Below are 16,757 nucleotides of genomic sequence, written 5' to 3' on the forward strand. Positions count from 1 at the left end.
AGTACTGGGGGCCGTACACGCTTAGTGCTGGTAGCCGTACACGCCGCGCGACTGGTCGCGTACGAGCCGGCCCTTCTCGAGTTCCATGACCCGCTTGCGCATCTGGTCGACGATCTGCTGGTCGTGGGTGGCCATGACCACCGTCGTACCGGTCCGGTTGATCCGGTCCAGCAGCTTCATGATGCCGACCGAGGTCTGCGGGTCGAGGTTGCCGGTGGGCTCGTCCGCGATGAGCAGCATCGGGCGGTTGACGAAGGCCCGTGCGATGGCGACGCGCTGCTGCTCACCGCCGGAGAGCTCACCCGGCATACGGTCCTCTTTGCCGCCGAGTCCGACGAGTTCGAGGACCTCGGGAACCGTCTTGCGGATCTGGCCGCGCGGCTTGCCGATCACCTCGAGGGCAAAGGCGACATTCTCCCCCACGGTCTTGTTGGGGAGCAGCCGGAAGTCCTGGAAGACCGTGCCCACCTGGCGCCGCATCTGCGGGACCTTCCAGTTGGAGAGCTTCCCGAGGTCCTTGCCGAGGACGTGCACATGGCCGTGACTGGCGCGCTCCTCGCGCAGCAGCAGCCTCAGGAAGGTGGACTTACCGGAGCCCGAGGAGCCCACCAGGAAGACGAACTCGCCGCGCTCGATCTCGAGGGAGACATCCCTGAGTGCAGGGCGGTTCTGCTTCGGGTAAGTCTTGGAGACGTTGTCGAATCGGATCACTGATGCACCACGGTCGACCTGAATAGGGGCACGGTTGCCGAGTTGCGGCTCCCGTCGGTGTGCGTGACCATACGCGAACCTCGCAGGGCGGCCCAGTCGGCGTAGGCGGTTGGTGCGGTTATTCACGGCACCTACGGGACAAAAGGCGCACAATTTCGCGGGGCGCGCCGTTTGCGCCGTGAGCTGGCACAGTGGGAGAGGGAACCAATGCGCCCCCCGGTGCGTTGGTGCAGTGGAGAAGGAGGTCGCATGACGTACGACCGACTGGTGTGCGCCAATTGCGCGGCCCCTGTGAACGAGGGCCGCTGCCCCGTGTGCCGGGCCAGCAGAGAACGTCTTCAGCAGCAAGCGGGCGGTATCTTCGCCCAGCTCAGCCCGGCGATGCTGGTGGCGCTGATGATCGTGTTGATAGCGCTGGGCGTACTGCTCCACCAGGCCGTCTGACCGCCACCGTCTGACCACCGGACCGCCCGACACCGGACCGCCCGACACCCGTACGAGGCTTTCCGGCCCACCACCCGTACGAGGTTTTTCCGCGGCCGTCACGCAAACGCCGAGGGGCCCGGGACGCATGGTGCGTCCCGGGCCCCTCCAGCTGTACCGCGCCGGCGTCAGGCCGCCGCGGCGCCGCCGCCGTTCTTGTTGATCAGGCGGGGCAGCACACGGAAGCCCACACCGCCCGCGATCATCGTCGCGGCGCCGATCAGCAGGAAGGTGGTGCCGGAGGAACCGGTCTCCGCCAGCTCACCGCCCTTGGCCTGCTGCTTTGCCTGGCCGGGCGTGTCAGCGATCTGCTCCTTGCCCTGGCCGGGCTGCTCGATCGGCTTGGTGCCCTCGTTGTCGGTGCCGGTGCCGGTGCTGGAGTTGCCACCGTCCTGGCCGCCGGTGGTCTCGTCGCCACCGGTCGTGCTGCCGGACTGACCACCGCTGGTCTCGTCGCCACCGGTCGTGCTGCCGGACTGGCCACCGGTGGTCTCGTCGCCGCCGGTCGTGCTGCCGGACTGACCACCGGTCGTGGGACCGCCGGTCGTGCTGCCGGTCTGGCCGCCGGTGGTCTCATCGCCGCCGGTCGTGCTGCCGGACTGACCACCGGTCGTGGGACCGCCGGTCGTGCTGCCGGACTGCCCGCCGGTGGTCTCATCGCCGCCGGTCGTGCTGCCGGACTGACCACCGGTGCTGTCTTCGCCACCGATGCCGCCGGTGCTGTCTTCACCGCCGATCTCGCCGCCGCCGGCGGTGCCACCGATCTCGCCGCCGGTGGTGTCGTCGCCACCGGTCGTACCGCCGGTGCTGTCGTCACCGCCGCTGCCGCCGCCGAGGACTCCGCCGAAAAGCCCACCGATCAAGCTGCCGCTCTGGCCGCCGGTCTCACCCGGGCTGGCCGCGGATGCAGCTCCGGCCGCGGTGAGCGACGCACCGGCCGCAATCACTGCGCCGGCCGCAATGCGCGCTACGCGCAGCCGCGTCTTCTTCGTCATGTACTGCTACCCCCAGTAGCTGAACTCGTCATGGGTGCACCGCTGTACGGGGCGACGAGCCGATGTCGGGGTGCACGAGCCTCGGCTCCGCACTACGGGCGGGCCGCTCAATTCCCCGTTCTTACACGCGCCCCAGACATACGCATGCCGCGCTCAGCCTTCCCAGTTCGGCCATCATCGTCAAGGCCGAATAAAGTCCCGATGCCCGAATTGACAAGCAGTGGGCGGTACATGGACATACGACTGTGACCAAACCGCCACAGCAAAAACAACTGCCTCCCGGAAGGAAGCAGTTGTTTCGCTTTCGGACAGGCCGTGGCGCGTTACTTCTCCTGCTGCTTGCGCCAGCGGATGCCGGCCTCCAGGAAGCCGTCGATGTCGCCGTCCAGTACCGCGCTGGGGTTGCCGACCTCGAATTCGGTCCGCAGGTCCTTGACCATCTGGTACGGGTGCAGGACGTAGGAACGCATCTGGTTGCCCCAGGAGTTGCCGCCGTCGCCCTTGAGCGCGTCCATCTTGGCCTGCTCCTCCTGGCGGCGGCGCTCGAGGAGCTTGGCCTGGAGGACGTTCATCGCGGTCGCCTTGTTCTGGATCTGCGAGCGCTCGTTCTGGCAGGAGACCACGATGCCGGTGGGGATGTGCGTCAGCCGGACCGCGGAGTCGGTGGTGTTGACGCCCTGGCCGCCGGGGCCGGAGGAGCGGTAGACGTCCACCCGCAGCTCGGACTCGTCGATCTCGATGTGGTCGGTCTGCTCCACGACGGGCAGCACCTCGACGCCGGCGAACGACGTCTGGCGGCGGCCCTGGTTGTCGAACGGCGAGATGCGCACCAGGCGGTGCGTGCCCTGCTCGACGGAGAGCGTGCCGTAGGCGTACGGGACCTGGACGGCGAAGGTGGTCGACTTGATGCCGGCCTCTTCCGCGTACGAGGTCTCGTAGAGCTCGGTCTTGTAGCCGTGCCGCTCGGCCCAGCGCAGATACATGCGCTGCAGCTTCTCGGCGAAGTCGGCGGCGTCCACGCCACCGGCCTCGGCACGGATGTTGACGACCGCCTCACGGGAGTCGTACTCGCCGGACAGGAGGGTACGGACCTCCAGCTCGTCGACCGCCTTGCGGACGGCGGTCAGCTCGGCCTCGGCCTCGGCCCGCGCGTCCTCGTCGCCCTCGGCCTCGGCGAGCTCGAAGAGCACCTCGACGTCGTCGACCCGGCCGCGCAGATCCTCGGCCTTGCGCAGCTGGCCCTGGAGGTAGGACAGCCGACTGGTGATCTTCTGTGCGTTCTCCGGGTCGTCCCACAGGGACGGCGCCGCGGCCTGCTCCTCGAGCACGGCGACATCGGCCCTCATCTTGTCGAGGTCCAGGACGGCCTCGATCGACCCCATGGTCGAGGAGAGGGACTTCAGCTCTTCGGATACATCGACGACTGCCACGCACCCAGCCTAACGGCTGCCGCCGTCAGCGTGACCCGGCCCCGGCAGGTCGGACCTGCCGGAAACCGCGGGCGGCAGATCCCCCGCAGGCCGGGCGCGGCCCCGCGCACCGGCCCAGGCCGGGGCCGGGCGGTCCTTCCCGGGCCCGTCGGCGGCGCTGCGGGGCCCCTACGGGGTGCCGGGGTCCGGCTGCTGGACGCCCGGTGTGGCGTCCCCCGCCGTGTCGTCGCCCGAGGCCAGCCAGCCGCCCAGACCGGCCGCCACGACCACCGCGGCGGCGGCCGCACCGAGCTTGATCCGGCGGCGGCGCACCGCGTCCGGCGACGAGCGGTGCCGGGCCGAGCCCGCCCGGCGTTCCCCGGCGGCACGCGGGGCACGGGCGGTGCCGTGGGCGCCGCCCGCCAGCTCGTCCGGCCCGGGGACCCGCATGCTGGTGTGCGTCTCCCGGTTGGAGTCGGGGACCGCGCCCTGGACCAGCGGGACGGCGCCGCGCGGCGGGGTGGCCTCCCCCGGGTGCGGGGACGGGTGGAACGGCTCCTCACGGGAGGCGGCGGGGCTCTCCTGTTCCTCCTCCGGCTGCTCCTCCTCCGGCTCGTCGATGTCCAGCGGCGGGATACCAGCCAGGCCGGGCAGCAGCTCGCGCAGCCGGGCGGCGAGCTCGGGGGCGCGCAGGCGGGAGGCCGGCGCCTTGGCCAGGCACTGCAGCAGCAGCTGCCACAGCTCGTCCGGGATGCCGGGCAGCGGCGCCACGCTCTCGGTCACATGGCGGCGCAGCACCGCCCCGGGGTGCCCGCCGCCGAACGGCGTGAACCCGGCCAGCAGCTCGTACAGGACGGTCGCCAGCGCATAGACGTCCACGGAGGCGCGCGGCGGGAGGCCTTCGATGATCTCCGGGGCGAGGTAGTCGGGGGTGCCGATGACCTTGGCCGAGCGGAGCGATCCTGAGCTCCCCCCTGCCGGGGGCTGGAGGGTCCGGCGCGGCGAGTCGACGAGCCGGGCGATGCCGAAGTCGGTGAGCAGGGCGGGGTGTGCACCGCCGGGGCCCAGCTGCCCCTGCATGTCCAGCAGCACGTTCTCGGGCTTCACGTCGCGGTGCACGATCCGGGCGGCGTGCGCCGCGGCGAGCCCGTCGGCGACATCGGCGGCGATCGCGACGGCGGCCTCCGGGGCCAGCCGGCGTTCGCGCTCCAGACGGGTGCGCAGATCGGTGCCCCGGACGAGGTCCATGACCAGCGCGAGGTCGTTGCCGTCGACGACGAGGTCACGGACGCCGACGACATGCGGGTCCTCCAGGCTCAGCAGCGCCGCCCGCTCCTGCACGAAACGGCCGACGAGTTCCTGGTCGGAGGCGAGATCCTCACGCAACAGCTTGATGGCCACGGCCCCTTCGGGACCCTCGCCCAGCCATACCGTGCCGGCACTGCCGCGCCCCAGGATCTGGTGGGCGGTGTACCGGCTGCCGATCTTCCGTGCCAAGACTGCTCCGACGTGTCGGGCCCCCGAGCGTCCTGCGGGGGCTGAGGTTGGCGTCAAAGCTACGCGGGTGCCAGGGGGTTCCGTGCCCCGGAACGTGGCAACCTTCACTTCTGTGAGCGAAATTGACCGTCAGAAGTCGATAAATCCACTGGGTGGGTTCGCGGGCAGGTGGACGAGGCGGTTCATGGGGCGGTTCATGGGGGGCGTGGCGCGGGCCCGGTCCGCCTGCGGAGAGGCGGACCGGGCCCGTTGATGACCGTCCGGAACAAGTCCGGGTGCCCGCGCGGTGAGCCCGCGGGCGGACGGCGTCAGCCGCCGAATTTCTGCACGAACTGCTGCACGCTGTGGAAGACGTGCCCGACCTGCGAGAAGAAGCCCCGCGTCGTGCCGATCCACTCCTGGAGCGGGGTCAGCTCCCAGACCAGCCAGGCCGCCACGAACAGCAGGATCAGCGTGAACAGGCAGCCCTTGAGGCAGCCCAGTCCCGGGATCTTCATCGGGTTGGCGCTGCGCTGACGGGGCTCGCGCCGGGGCCGGGGCTCCGGCTCGGGCCGCCGCTGTGGTTCGTAGCGCTGCGGCGGCGGCTCCTGGCGGCGCTGGGGGGCCTGCGGCTGCTGCTGCGCGTACGGCGCCGGAGCGGACTGGCGGTACTGGGGCTGCTGCTGGCGCTGCGGCTGCTGCTGGGGAGCGGCCTGGCGCTGCGGGCGACGGCGCAGCGGGTCCTCGGCGGGATCCAGATACTGCACCTGGGTCTGTTCGTTGCGGTCGCGCGCGGCCCGCATCTGGGATTCCCAGGGATGGGGGTTGTCGGGGTTCTGCGGCCCGCCGGCCGGTGCGCCCATGGGCATCGGCGGCATGGCGCGGGTCGGGTCGGCGCCCGGCCCGCCGGGACCGCCGTGGCCCGGGCCGCCCGGACCGCCGGTGGACGGGAGCACGCTGGTCGCCGCGGCCGGGTCGTACGAACCGGCACCGGAGGGGAGCACCTGGGTGGGGTCGGCGTCGCCTCCGGCGCCCTGGCTGCCGTCGGCGCCCGTTCCGGGGACGGTCGCGGGCGCGGGGTCGGGGGCGAGCAGCGCGGCGACGCCGAGCGCGGCCTCGGCCGCGGCCGGGGTGGCGTGCACCCCGATACCGTCCGCCACGGTGCGGAGCGCACGGGCGAGGTTTTCGGCGCTGGGCCGCTCCTCGGGGCGCTTGCGCAGACAGCGCTCGATAACCGTCCACAGCGGCTCGGGGAGCGTGCTGGGACGGCGCGGCTCCTCGCTGAGGTGGCGGTGCAGCACCTCCAGCGCGGTCGACCCGGCGAACGGCGGACGGCCGGTGACCAGCTCGTACAGCAGGATGCCGGCGCCGTAGATGTCCACGGCGGAGGTCTGCGGACGGCCCTCGGCGGACTCCGGCGCCACATAGGCCGGGGTGCCGACGAATTCGTGGGTGCGGGTCAGGCCCGGGGAGTCGGCGAGGCGGGCGATGCCGAAGTCGGTCAGCATCGGGTGCATCTCGCCGCTGCCGTCCGACCCGGCGAGCAGGACGTTGGCGGGCTTGAGGTCGCGGTGCACCACACCGTCGGCGTGGCTGGCGGCCAGCGCGTCGGCGATCTGGGCGGTGAGCAGCGCGGCGGCCACCGGGCTGAAGGGGCCGCTGTCGCGCAGATAGCGGTGCAGGTCGGGGCCGTCGACCAGGTCCATGACCAGGGCGAGCAGATCGCCCTCGACGACGAGGTCGCGGGTGCGGACGATGTTCGGGTGGGTGAGGCGCAGCAGGACGGAGCGCTCCCGCAGGAAGCGCATCACCACGTCCGGGTCGTGCGCCAGCTCCTCCTTGAGGACCTTGATCGCGACCGTCTCGCCGGGCTCTCCTGCCACGGCGGCCTCGGCGCCCGCCGTCTCCCGCTGGCGGGCACGCCAGACGGTGCCCGTGGCGCCGCGTCCCAGCGGCTCCTCGAGCAGGTACTTGCTGCCTACCGGCCGCACGTCATGCGCTCCCTGGTCGTGGTGGTTCCGTTGCCCGGCCCGCCGGGTCAGTTGATCAACTCCGCTGATCCACTCCGCGCGGCCCGTCCGGCCCACTGTAATGCCGTCGTACAAACTTTTCGGGCCGTCGGCCCGGGATGGGCTTGTGGGAAAGACGCAGTGGGGGAACGGATGGTTGCCTGCCGCGTGCGGCTGGTACCCGGCACCGCCCGCGGCATTCCGCACACGGCTGTTCCGCACCGTTCCGAGCTGACCACGGCGGTCGAAATCCGGCCGGGCACGGCACGCAAGCAGGCACTTTTTCGCCCTTAGAAGACCAATCAAGATCACTGAATGGCGGTCGGCGGGCGTGTTGTCAGTGGCAGGTGCGAGGATGCACCCAGCACGATGCGGTGGGGGCGCGCGGTCTTTGTCGTGACGTGCACTTGGGACTTGTACGTGCCGACGTGCCCGGGTGCGGTGGGGGGAGGGAGCCCTCCCCCGGCGGATCCCGGCAGAAGGGACCGTTGACGGCGATGCAGATCCGGCTGACCGTCCTCGGGCCGCGCAGCGGCCACACCACACGGACCTGCGACGTGCTCGTGACGGCCCCCGCCGGGACCGCGCTGGCGGCGGTGGCGGGCGCACTCGCGGCCTCCGTGGCGGGCTCGGGTGCGGACGTCGGCGGGCCGGGCGGCGGCAGCGGCCCCGTCGTGCTGTACGCCGGACACGACCGGCTCGATCCGCAGCGCGCGGCGCTCGGCGAGCCGCCTTTGATCGACGGCGCGGTGCTCTCCCTCCAGGGTCCGGGCCCCGCCCCGGCACACGGCCTGCCGCACGGCTCGGCCCGTCTGCGCATCGTCTCCGGCCCCGATGCCGGCGGGGTGCATCTGCTGCACGGCGGCCAGATCCGTATCGGCCGCTCGGCCGACGCCGATGTCCCCCTCGACGACCCCGATGTCTCCCGGCTGCACTGCGCCGTGACGGTCGAGCCGGACGGCGCGGTGTACGTCGCGGATCTGCACTCCACGAACGGCACCGTCGTGGACGGCACCGACCTCGGCGAACGGCCCGTGCCCCTGCGGCCCGGCGCCCTGCTGCGCGTCGGGGAGTCCGCCCTGCGCCTGCAGTCCGCACCCGCCTCCCCCGACCCCGCCCTGCCGACCGCCCCGGACGGCGAGGGGCACCTGCGGATCGCCCCGGGCACGGCCGGTGCGCGCCCGGACGTGGCGGCGGGGCAGGCAGCGGCGGTGGCGGGCCGGACGGAGCGTCATGGGGAGTACGGGGGACACGAGGTATACGGGGTCTACGGGGAGCACGGCGGACACGGGACGTCAGCGGGCCCGCGAGGAGCCACTTCCGCCGCGGAGGGGGCATACACGGGGGCCGGCCCCCTCGCCCCGGACCCGGCGGGGCGGCGGGACACTCCCCTGCGCGGCACCCCGTCCCGGTACGCCGCCCCCGGCCATGGCTCCGTCCATGGCACTCCTTCCGGCTCCGCCGCGGCGCCCGTCCCGGGTGCCTCCACAGGCCATGTCTACGACCGCACCACCGGCGCCGCCCCGGCGGGCGGCTTCGGCCCCGGGGTCCGGGAGCGCAGCGACGCCCTTCCGGCCGGCGCGCAGGGCCGGACGCACGGCGGGCAGCAGTCTTTGGCACCGGGGTTCCTGGCACCGGCCGAGGAGGGATTCCGGACCGATGAGGGATCCCGTAAAGGCGGGCGCCGGGGTGGCATCGGCGCCTGGGCACGGCGGCTGGCGGGCGGCCGGCCCGCCGTGGAGCGGCCGGACGACGCCCTCGCACCGGAGTACGCACCGGCCGGCGCCTCCGGGGCGGCCGTCGTGGACACCGCCGAGGGCGCCCCGGCACCGGAAGCGCTCTCCGGGCCGGCCGCCGACGAACGCTGGCCGGATGCCGCCGCGGTCCTGCTCACCGCGCTGGGCCCGGGGCCCCGGCTCTGGGAGCGCGGCCCGGACCACCCCGACGCACTGGCCGTCCGTCTGGGGACGGCGGCCCGGCACGGCGGCCGGGCCGCCGTGCCCGTCACCGTCGATCTGCGCCGGGCGGGCTCCCTCGGTCTCGCCGGGCCGCGGGCGCGGCTCACCGGGCTGGCCCGCAGCGCCCTCGCCCAGCTCACGGCTCTGCACTCCCCCGGCACCCTGGAAGTCGTGCTGATCAGCGCGGACCGGGCCCGCCCGGCCGAGGAGCGGGTGGCGGACTGGTCCTGGCTCGGCTGGCTGCCGCAGGTCCGTCCGGACCGTGGCCAGGACTGCCGGCTGCTGCTGGCGTACGACAGCGAACAGGCCGCGGCCCGTACGTCCGAGCTGGTGCGCCGGCTCGACGACGGCCCGCTGGGCCCCGGCTGGGCGGCCGCCGAGCGGGCGGAGACCGCCTCCGCCGCCGCCCGCCACCAGGGCCCGTACACCGTCGTGGTCGTCGATGGCGATCCCGGCACCTCCGCGCTGCGCGAGACCACCGCCCGGCTCGCCGCGGGCGGCCCGGCGGCCGGTATCCACCTCCTGTGCCTGGCCGAGACCCCGGCCGCCTCCCCCGCCTTCCCGCTGGCCGCGACGTACGAAGCGGCCCGGGCGGCCTCGCCCGCCTTCGGCGAGTGCGGGGCGGTGGCGGTGCTCAGCGGCGATGTCGCCACGGCGCTGCGCGTCGTCCAGCCGGGCTCCGGGCCCAACGGCACGGTCGCGACGGTGGACGCGGTCTCCGGCGCCTGGGCCGAGCGGTTCGCGCGGGCGCTGGCGCCGCTGCGCGAGAGCGACACGGCGGCCGCTTCCGGTGGCCGGACGGCGCCTCGTGCGGCCGTCCCGCTGCCCGACTCCGCGCGGCTGCTGGACGAGTTGGGGCTGGCCCGCGCCACCCCGGCGTCCCTGATGGCCCGTTGGGCCGCCACGCTGGACACCGACAGGCCCGGCGCCGCGGCGGTGCTCGGCGCCGGGCCGCACGGCCCACTGTGCGCCGACCTTGCCGCCGATGGCTCGCATCTCGTCCTGGAAGGCGCGGCGGCCACCGGCAAGACCGAGCTGATGCGGGCGATGGCCGCCTCACTGGCGGCCGCCGACCGCCCGGATCTGCTGTCGCTGGTGCTGGTGGACGGTGGCGGCAGCGAGCGCGGCGAGGGGCTGCGGGTCTGTACGGACCTGCCGCATGTCACGACCTACCTCGCCGCCTCCGACCCGGTCCGGATGCGGGAGTTCGCCCAGGCCCTGTCGTCCGAGCTGAAGCGGCGGACGGAAATACTGGCCGGCACCCCGTTCGCCGAGTGGCGCGCCAAGCAGCTGCCGGCTCCCCGGATCGTCGCCCCGCGACGCTCGGCCGAGAGCGGCGACAGCGCGCGCAGTCGCGAGAAGGGTAATTACGGAGAGCAGGAACTGACTACCCTCGGTAATCGTTGCCGTGATAGAGGAACGGACGGCGGCACAGCGGCGGACCCGTCCACGACCGGAACCCTCCGACTGCGCCCCCGCAGCACACCGCCCGCCGCCGGCCCGGCAGCCACGGAAGGCGGGACCGCCCCGGCCCCGCCGATGCCCCGGCTCTTCGTGCTGGTCGACGACTTCGACGCCCTGGTGGCCCCGGCGCTGGGCAGCACCGGCCGGCCCGCCGCCGGCTCCGTGGTGCGCGCCCTGGAGGCCGTGGCCCGGGACGGGGCGGAGCTCGGGGTCCACCTGATAGCCGCCACCGGTCATCCGGACCGTACGGCGGAGACCGCGACCAGCGAACGGGCCGGTCTGCGGGTCCGGTTGGGCCCCTTCGACGATCCGTCCGAGCCGGTGCCCGCGGGCCGCGGACGGCTGCACCGCGCCGCGGACGGCTCCTCGACACCGTTCCAGGCGGGCCGGGTCACCGGCCGGATACCCCGGACCTCCACCCTCCGGCCGACGGTCGTACCGCTGGAGTGGCGGCGGATGGGCGACCCGCCGGCCCGGCGCCCGCTGCGCGAGCTGGGCAACGGCCCGACGGACCTGGCCCTGCTGGCCAGCGCACTGCAGCGGGCCGCCCAGTCCTCGGGAGCGGCATCGGCGCCGCCGCTGTTGTGAAGCGGGCGGCTTGAGAAGCCGGTGGGCTGAGCAGCCGGTGGATTGAGCAGCCGGTGGGCTGAGCGACCGGTGCGCCGCCATGTTGCGAACCCGGTGCCCGCCGGCCCCGCCCCTGGACACGCCCCGCCGTTGCCGTGGCGTCGGTGGGCCACGCCGTCCGAACCCACCGCCCGCCCATAACAGCCGCGTCACAAAAGGCCCGTTGGCGCGGAACGCGGTATTGCGGAGCCGGTGGCCAGGGGCGTAGGACTGTCGCACACCGCAGAGCACGACGTACACCGCAGAGACCGCAGAGCACGACGCATACCGAGACCAACAGAGCACGACGAGGCGCAGCGCGACCACGCACCATCGCACGGCACCGCACGACGCGAACGGCACGATCGGCACCCAGGCCGTACGGCACGACGTGATCAGGACGTAGGCCGTACGGCACGACGCGATCGGCGCGCGCAGGCGCGTACGGGCGCGATACGGGCACGAAGCGAACGGCACGGTGGGGGCGCCGTGGCACGTCAGGGCACGGCTCCCTTGGCACCCGGTACGGCAGGCGCGGCGACAAGGGGCTACGGGGATGCGCAGACGACACGACCGCACGGCTGTGCGCGCCACGACCGCGGTGGCGGTGGGCACGGCGCTCGCCCTGGCGCTGGCCGCGTGCGGCAGCGGCAGCAGTGGCGGCGGCACGAAGGACAACGGCAGCGGTGGCGGCAAGGGCGGCAGTACCGCCCCCACCGTGCAACTCCCCCGGCTCAAGGGCCAGAAGCTGCAGGTCACCGCGGTCTGGACGGGGCCCGAGCGGGAGAATTTCGTCAAGGTGCTGGACGAGTTCGAGAAGCGCACGGGCGCCACGGTCGACTTCGTGCCCAGCGGCGACGACATGGCCGGCTTCATCGGCTCCAAGATCGCCGGTGGCGGGCCGCCGGACATCGCGATGCTCCAGCAGGTCGGTGTGCTGGGCGAGTTCGCCCGGAAGGGCTGGCTCAAGCCGCTCGGCGCGACCGCCAAGGCGCAGCTCGCCAAGAACTACAGCAAGGGCTGGCAGGACCTCGGCGCGCACAAGGGCACGCCGTACGGCGTCTACTTCAAGGCCAGCAACAAGTCGCTGGTCTGGTACAACGCCAAGGCGTTCGACAACGCGGGCGCCCAGGAGCCGAAGACCTGGCAGGACTTCCTCAAGACGGCGCAGACCCTCTCCGAATCGGGCGTCGAGCCGGTCTCGGTGGGCGGTGCGGACGGCTGGACGCTGACCGACTGGTTCGAGAACATCTACCTCTCCCAGGCGGGGCCCGAGAAGTACGACCAGCTGGCGCAGCACAAGATCAAGTGGACGGACGCCTCCGTCAAGCAGGCGCTGACCACGCTCGGGCAGCTCTTCGGCCGTAAGGACCTGCTCGCGGGCGGCAACTCCGGTGCGCTGCAGACGGATTTCCCGACGTCGGTGACCCAGACGTTCAGCGGCGGCACCCCGAAGGCCGCGATGGTCTCCTCGGCCGACTTCGCCGCCGCCAACATCACCCAGACGAAGGCCAAGGTGGGCACGGACGCCAAGGTCTTCCCGTTCCCGGCGGTGGGCGCCAGGTCCCCGGTGGTGACCGGCGGCGATGTGGCGGTGGCGCTCAAGGACTCCAAGGCCGCACAGGCGCTGCTGACTTTCCTGGCGTCGACGGATGCCGCCAAGATCTGGGCGCAGGCGGGCGGGTTCATCTCGCCCAACAAGGAGCTCGACCAGGCGGCGTACGCCGACGGGGTGATGCGCCGGATCGCCAAGGCGCTGATCGCGGCGGGCGACGACTTCCGTTTCGACATGTCCGACCAGGCGCCCGCCTCGTTCGGCGGCAAGCCGGGCCAGGGCGAGTGGAAGGACCTGCAGGACTTCCTGAAGAGCCCCAAGGACATCGTGGGCATCCAGGGCCGGCTGGAGAGGGACGCCGCGAAGTCTTTCGGGCGCTGAGCTCCCGCCGCCGACCGCTTCGACCGGGACCGGGGGGGACCGTCACGATGAGCGCCGTACAGGCCGGCAAGGTGAGTGACAGCGGCGGGCGCCGCCCGCAGGGCGACGGCGGCCGGCGCAACAGCGGCACGCGTCCGGGCGGCGGTGTTCTGGGCGCCCGTCCCTGGACGGCCGCGGTGTTCCTGTTGCCGGCGCTGCTGCTGCTCGGTGCGCTGGTCGTCTACCCGATCGTCTTCTCCGTCTACCGCAGTCTGTTCGACGCGTCCGGCACGGGGTTCGTGGGGCTGGGCAACTACGGCGCGATGTTCTCCGACGAAGGTATCCGTACCGCGCTGAGGAACAACGTCGTCTGGGTCGTGGTGGCGCCGACGGTCTCGACGGTGCTGGGGCTGATCTTTGCGGTGCTGACCGAGCGGATCCGCTGGGGCACCGCCTTCAAGCTGATCGTGTTCATGCCGATGGCGATCTCGATGCTGGCGGCGGGCATCATCTTCCGGCTGGTCTACGACCAGGATCCGGAGCGCGGCGTCGCCAACGCGGTGTGGGTCGGCATCCATGACACGTTCTGTGCACCGGCCCCGTTCCCCGGCGCCAAACCGCGGCCCCGGTCCGGTCTCGAGGCGTCCGGCGGCGGTGCGTTCACCACGCGCGCCACCGTGCGGGCCGCGTCGCCGGTGAATCTGCCGCTGGTCGCCGTCCAGCCGGGCGATCTGCGCGGGGCACGTGCCGCGGTCGCCGCCGGGCCCCGGCCGGGCAAGGTCACCGGCACCGTGTGGCTGGACTTCACCCGCGGTGGCGGCGGCCGCCCGGGGGTCATCGACGGCAATGAGAAGGCGCTGGCCGGGCTGACGGTCGAGGCGGTCAAGGGCGGCCGGGTGGTCGCCTCGGCGACGACGGCGGCCGACGGTACATATGCGCTGCCCGCGGACCGGGCCGAGGGCGCGCGGCTCCGGCTGCCCGCGGCCGGTTTCGCCGAGGCCTACCGCGGTGTCGACTGGCTCGGCCCGGCGCTGGTGACCCCGGCCATCATCGGCTCGTACGTCTGGATGTGGGCCGGTTTCGCGATGGTGCTGATCGCGGCGGGGCTGGCGGGTGTCCCGCGTGAGCTGCTGGAGGCGGCGCGGGTGGACGGCGCGGGCGAGTGGCAGGTCTTCCGCCGGATCACGGTGCCGCTGCTGGCGCCGGTCCTGGTGGTCGTGCTGGTCACCCTCATGATCAATGTGCTGAAGATCTTCGACCTGGTCTACATCATCGCCCCGGGCTCCAGCATCCGGTCCGCCAACGTCCTGGCGCTCCAGCTCTTCCAGTCCTCGTTCGGCACGGATGTCGACGAGGGCCTGGGCAGCGCGATCGCCGTCTTCCTGCTGCTGCTCGTGCTGCCGGTGATGTACGTCAATCTCCGGCGCATCCGGAAGGAGCGTCGCCGATGACGAGCGTGGACGGTGCCGGTGCGGGCGGGCGGGTCGGGCGGCCGCTCGGCGCGCGGATCGCGGCGCGGACCGGCGGCGGTGCGGTGCGGATCTTCCTGGTCCTGGTGGCGCTGTTCTGGCTGATGCCGTCGGTGGGGCTGCTGCTCTCGTCGCTGCGCGGCCCGCAGCAGATCGCCGAGTCCGGCTGGTGGCAGGTCTTCGGCAAACCGGCCCAGATCACCTGGGACAACTACAGCCAGTTGCTGGCCAACGGCAAGGTGATGGGCTCGCTGCTGACCACGGCGGCGATCACCGTGCCGGCGACGGTGCTGGTCGTCGTCATCGGGTCGCTGGCCGGTTATGCGTTCGCGTGGATGGACTTCCCCGGCCGGGACGGCTGGTTCATGGTGGTGGTCGGGCTGCTGGTGGTGCCCGTGCAGGTGGCGCTGATCCCGGTGGCCAAGCTGTTCGGTGCGGTCGGGCTCTTCGAGACGACGGCCGGGGTGATCCTCTTCCATACGGCCTTCGGGCTGCCGTTCGCGGTGTTCCTGCTGCGGAACTTCTTCGCCGAGATCCCGCGCGAGCTGCTGGAGGCGGCCCGGCTGGACGGGGCGGGCGAGCTGCGGCTGTTCACGCGTGTGGTGCTGCCGCTGGGCGGCCCGGCGATCGCCTCGCTGGGGATCTTCCAGTTCCTGTGGGTGTGGAACGACATGCTGATCGCGCTGATCTTCGCGGACAGCGGCCATCCGCCGATCACGGTCGCGCTGCAGCAGGAGGTGCGGCAGTTCGGCAACAACATCGATGTGCTGGCGCCCGGGGCGTTCCTGTCCATGGTGGTGCCGCTGATCGTCTTCTTCGCCTTCCAGCGTCAGTTCGTCTCCGGTGTGATGGCCGGCGCGGTGAAGTGAACTCCGCACGACGTCCTGCCGCTCCCCGGCCGCACGCCATCTCCCGTTCATTTTGCTGCGTCTACGATGACGCCGCCGCCGTGCCGTGCACGGTGCGGCGGGTGCGCATGGCGGGTCGGCACGCGGGGTGGGTAAGACCCCGGCCCCCGCAAGGCCGCGCCCGTGCGTGGCGGCCATGACGCCGGGCGCGTCCACAACCGCATAGACCGGACAGGTCCGGACAACTGCAGATTTGCCATCTGGACACCCCCATAACGCGATACGGCGCTACCGCCGACACGCCACAGCTCCATACCGCCACATCCACGGCAGACAGCGCCGGTACATACCGCACGTACTCCCTCACGCACGCGTCGTACTCAGCCCCATGTCCCCGACCGTCTGGAGACGGACCGCACATGACTGCCCCCCTCGCGGACCAGAGCGCCGAACACCTCCCGCGCCCCACCCGGCTGTCCGAGGTCAAAGGCTGGTTCTTCACCGCCGACCAGCTGCTCTTCGACTGGTTCCTGGCGCACCAGCAGGACCGTTCCGAGCCGGGTGACCTGCTCGAACTGGGCGCTTACATGGGCAAGAGCGCCATTTTCCTCGGTGCGCGGCTGCGCCCGCAGGAGCGCTTCACGGTCTGCGACCTCTTCGACTCCCCCGCCGAGGACGCCTCCAATTCCAAGGAGATGCGGAAGTCCTACGCGACGCTGACCCGCCGCGCCTTCGAGGCCAACTACCTCGCCTTCCATGACGAGTTGCCCACCATCGTCCAGGGTCTCAGCTCGCTCGTCAGCGACCATGTCGACGAGGGGTCGGTGCGCTTCGCGCATATCGATGCCTCGCATCTGTACGAGCATGTGCACGGCGACATCCTCGCGGTGCGCAAGCTGCTCACCGCTCACGGCATCGTGGTGATGGACGACTACCGCGCCGAACACTGCCCCGGAGTGGCCGCCGCCACCTGGCAGGCCGTCACGAACGAGGGGTTGCGCCCCGTCTGCATCACCGGCACCAAGTTCTACGGGACCTGGGGCGACCCCGAGCCGCTGCAGAAGGCGCTGCTGGAGTGGATCGCGTCCCGCGGCGACATCTGGCACGAGGTGCAGTACGTCAACGGTGCCCCACTGGTCCGGCTGAGCGCCAAGGGCGCCGAGGAGCCCGGCCATCCGGTCTCCCGGCACACCTCCACGGCCCGCACCGTGCGGCGGTCCGCGGCGCAGTCGCCACAGGCCTCCGCGGCCCGCCCGGCCGCGCGCCGGCCGGTCCCGGCGCGCAGCACGGTGCGCCGGGTGGCCCGCGACGTGCTGCCGCCGATCGTCACCCGCGCCCTGGTGAGGACACGTAAGCGGGCGCGTACGCGCTAGCGGGCCCCGTACGCACTCGGCCGGCTGTCCGCTGCGGCCCC

General features: G+C 72.6%; 11 protein-coding genes. 6 read left to right on the top strand and 5 right to left on the bottom strand.

The features are described 5' to 3' along the window. Positions 1-21 precede the first annotated feature (21 nt). Positions 22-711 carry a cell division ATP-binding protein FtsE gene (gene ftsE, locus CFW40_RS12770; RefSeq protein WP_018091242.1) on the bottom strand — a complete coding sequence of 230 codons (690 nt, stop codon included), beginning with the start codon at positions 709-711 and terminating at the stop codon, positions 22-24. Positions 712-960: 249 nt separating this feature from the next. On the opposite strand from ftsE, the gene CFW40_RS12775 reads away from it, so the two are divergent. Further along, on the top strand, positions 961-1,155 hold the full coding sequence (locus CFW40_RS12775) for a hypothetical protein (RefSeq protein WP_088797901.1): 195 nt from the start codon (positions 961-963) through the stop codon (positions 1,153-1,155). A gap of 167 nt (positions 1,156-1,322) precedes the next feature. Here the strand turns inward: CFW40_RS12775 and CFW40_RS12780 are convergent, their stop codons facing one another. The 4 genes from CFW40_RS12780 to CFW40_RS12795 form a co-directional block, all read right to left on the bottom strand. Beyond that, complete coding sequence (locus CFW40_RS12780) at positions 1,323-2,189, bottom strand: hypothetical protein (protein ID WP_088797902.1); 867 nt, start codon at positions 2,187-2,189, stop codon at positions 1,323-1,325. A 323-nt stretch (positions 2,190-2,512) separates the two neighbouring features. Beyond that, the gene (gene prfB / locus CFW40_RS12785) at positions 2,513-3,619 is read right to left on the bottom strand and encodes a peptide chain release factor 2 (protein WP_088797903.1); all 1,107 of its coding nucleotides are present in this window, start codon (positions 3,617-3,619) and stop codon (positions 2,513-2,515) included. Positions 3,620-3,787: 168 nt separating this feature from the next. Then, positions 3,788-5,095: a serine/threonine-protein kinase gene (locus tag CFW40_RS12790; protein ID WP_088797904.1), complete on the bottom strand. Its 1,308-nt coding sequence runs from the start codon at positions 5,093-5,095 to the stop codon at positions 3,788-3,790. Between the two features lie 308 nt (positions 5,096-5,403). Further along, on the bottom strand, positions 5,404-7,065 hold the full coding sequence (locus tag CFW40_RS12795) for a serine/threonine-protein kinase (protein WP_088797905.1): 1,662 nt from the start codon (positions 7,063-7,065) through the stop codon (positions 5,404-5,406). Between the two features lie 515 nt (positions 7,066-7,580). On the opposite strand from CFW40_RS12795, the gene CFW40_RS12800 reads away from it, so the two are divergent. The 5 genes from CFW40_RS12800 (at position 7,581) to CFW40_RS12820 (ending at position 16,716) form a co-directional block, all read left to right on the top strand. Continuing rightward, positions 7,581-11,093, top strand: coding sequence for an FHA domain-containing protein (locus tag CFW40_RS12800; RefSeq protein ID WP_088797906.1), 3,513 nt, complete (start codon positions 7,581-7,583; stop codon positions 11,091-11,093). Positions 11,094-11,667: 574 nt separating this feature from the next. Further along, on the top strand, positions 11,668-13,047 hold the full coding sequence (locus CFW40_RS12805; protein WP_088797907.1) for an ABC transporter substrate-binding protein: 1,380 nt from the start codon (positions 11,668-11,670) through the stop codon (positions 13,045-13,047). Positions 13,048-13,094: 47 nt separating this feature from the next. Further along, the gene (locus CFW40_RS12810) at positions 13,095-14,477 is read left to right on the top strand and encodes a carbohydrate ABC transporter permease (RefSeq protein WP_256331491.1); all 1,383 of its coding nucleotides are present in this window, start codon (positions 13,095-13,097) and stop codon (positions 14,475-14,477) included. After that, positions 14,474-15,364, top strand: a complete 891-nt coding sequence (locus CFW40_RS12815; RefSeq protein ID WP_088797908.1) for a carbohydrate ABC transporter permease — start codon at positions 14,474-14,476, stop codon at positions 15,362-15,364. The genes CFW40_RS12810 and CFW40_RS12815 overlap by 4 nt, the downstream gene beginning before the upstream one ends. Before the next feature lie 398 nt (positions 15,365-15,762). Beyond that, positions 15,763-16,716, top strand: coding sequence for a class I SAM-dependent methyltransferase (locus CFW40_RS12820; protein WP_088797909.1), 954 nt, complete (start codon positions 15,763-15,765; stop codon positions 16,714-16,716). Positions 16,717-16,757 lie beyond the last annotated feature (41 nt).

Origin of the sequence: Streptomyces sp. 2114.4 (assembly GCF_900187385.1) — a bacterium.
In the GTDB taxonomy this organism is placed as follows: domain Bacteria; phylum Actinomycetota; class Actinomycetes; order Streptomycetales; family Streptomycetaceae; genus Streptomyces; species Streptomyces mooreae.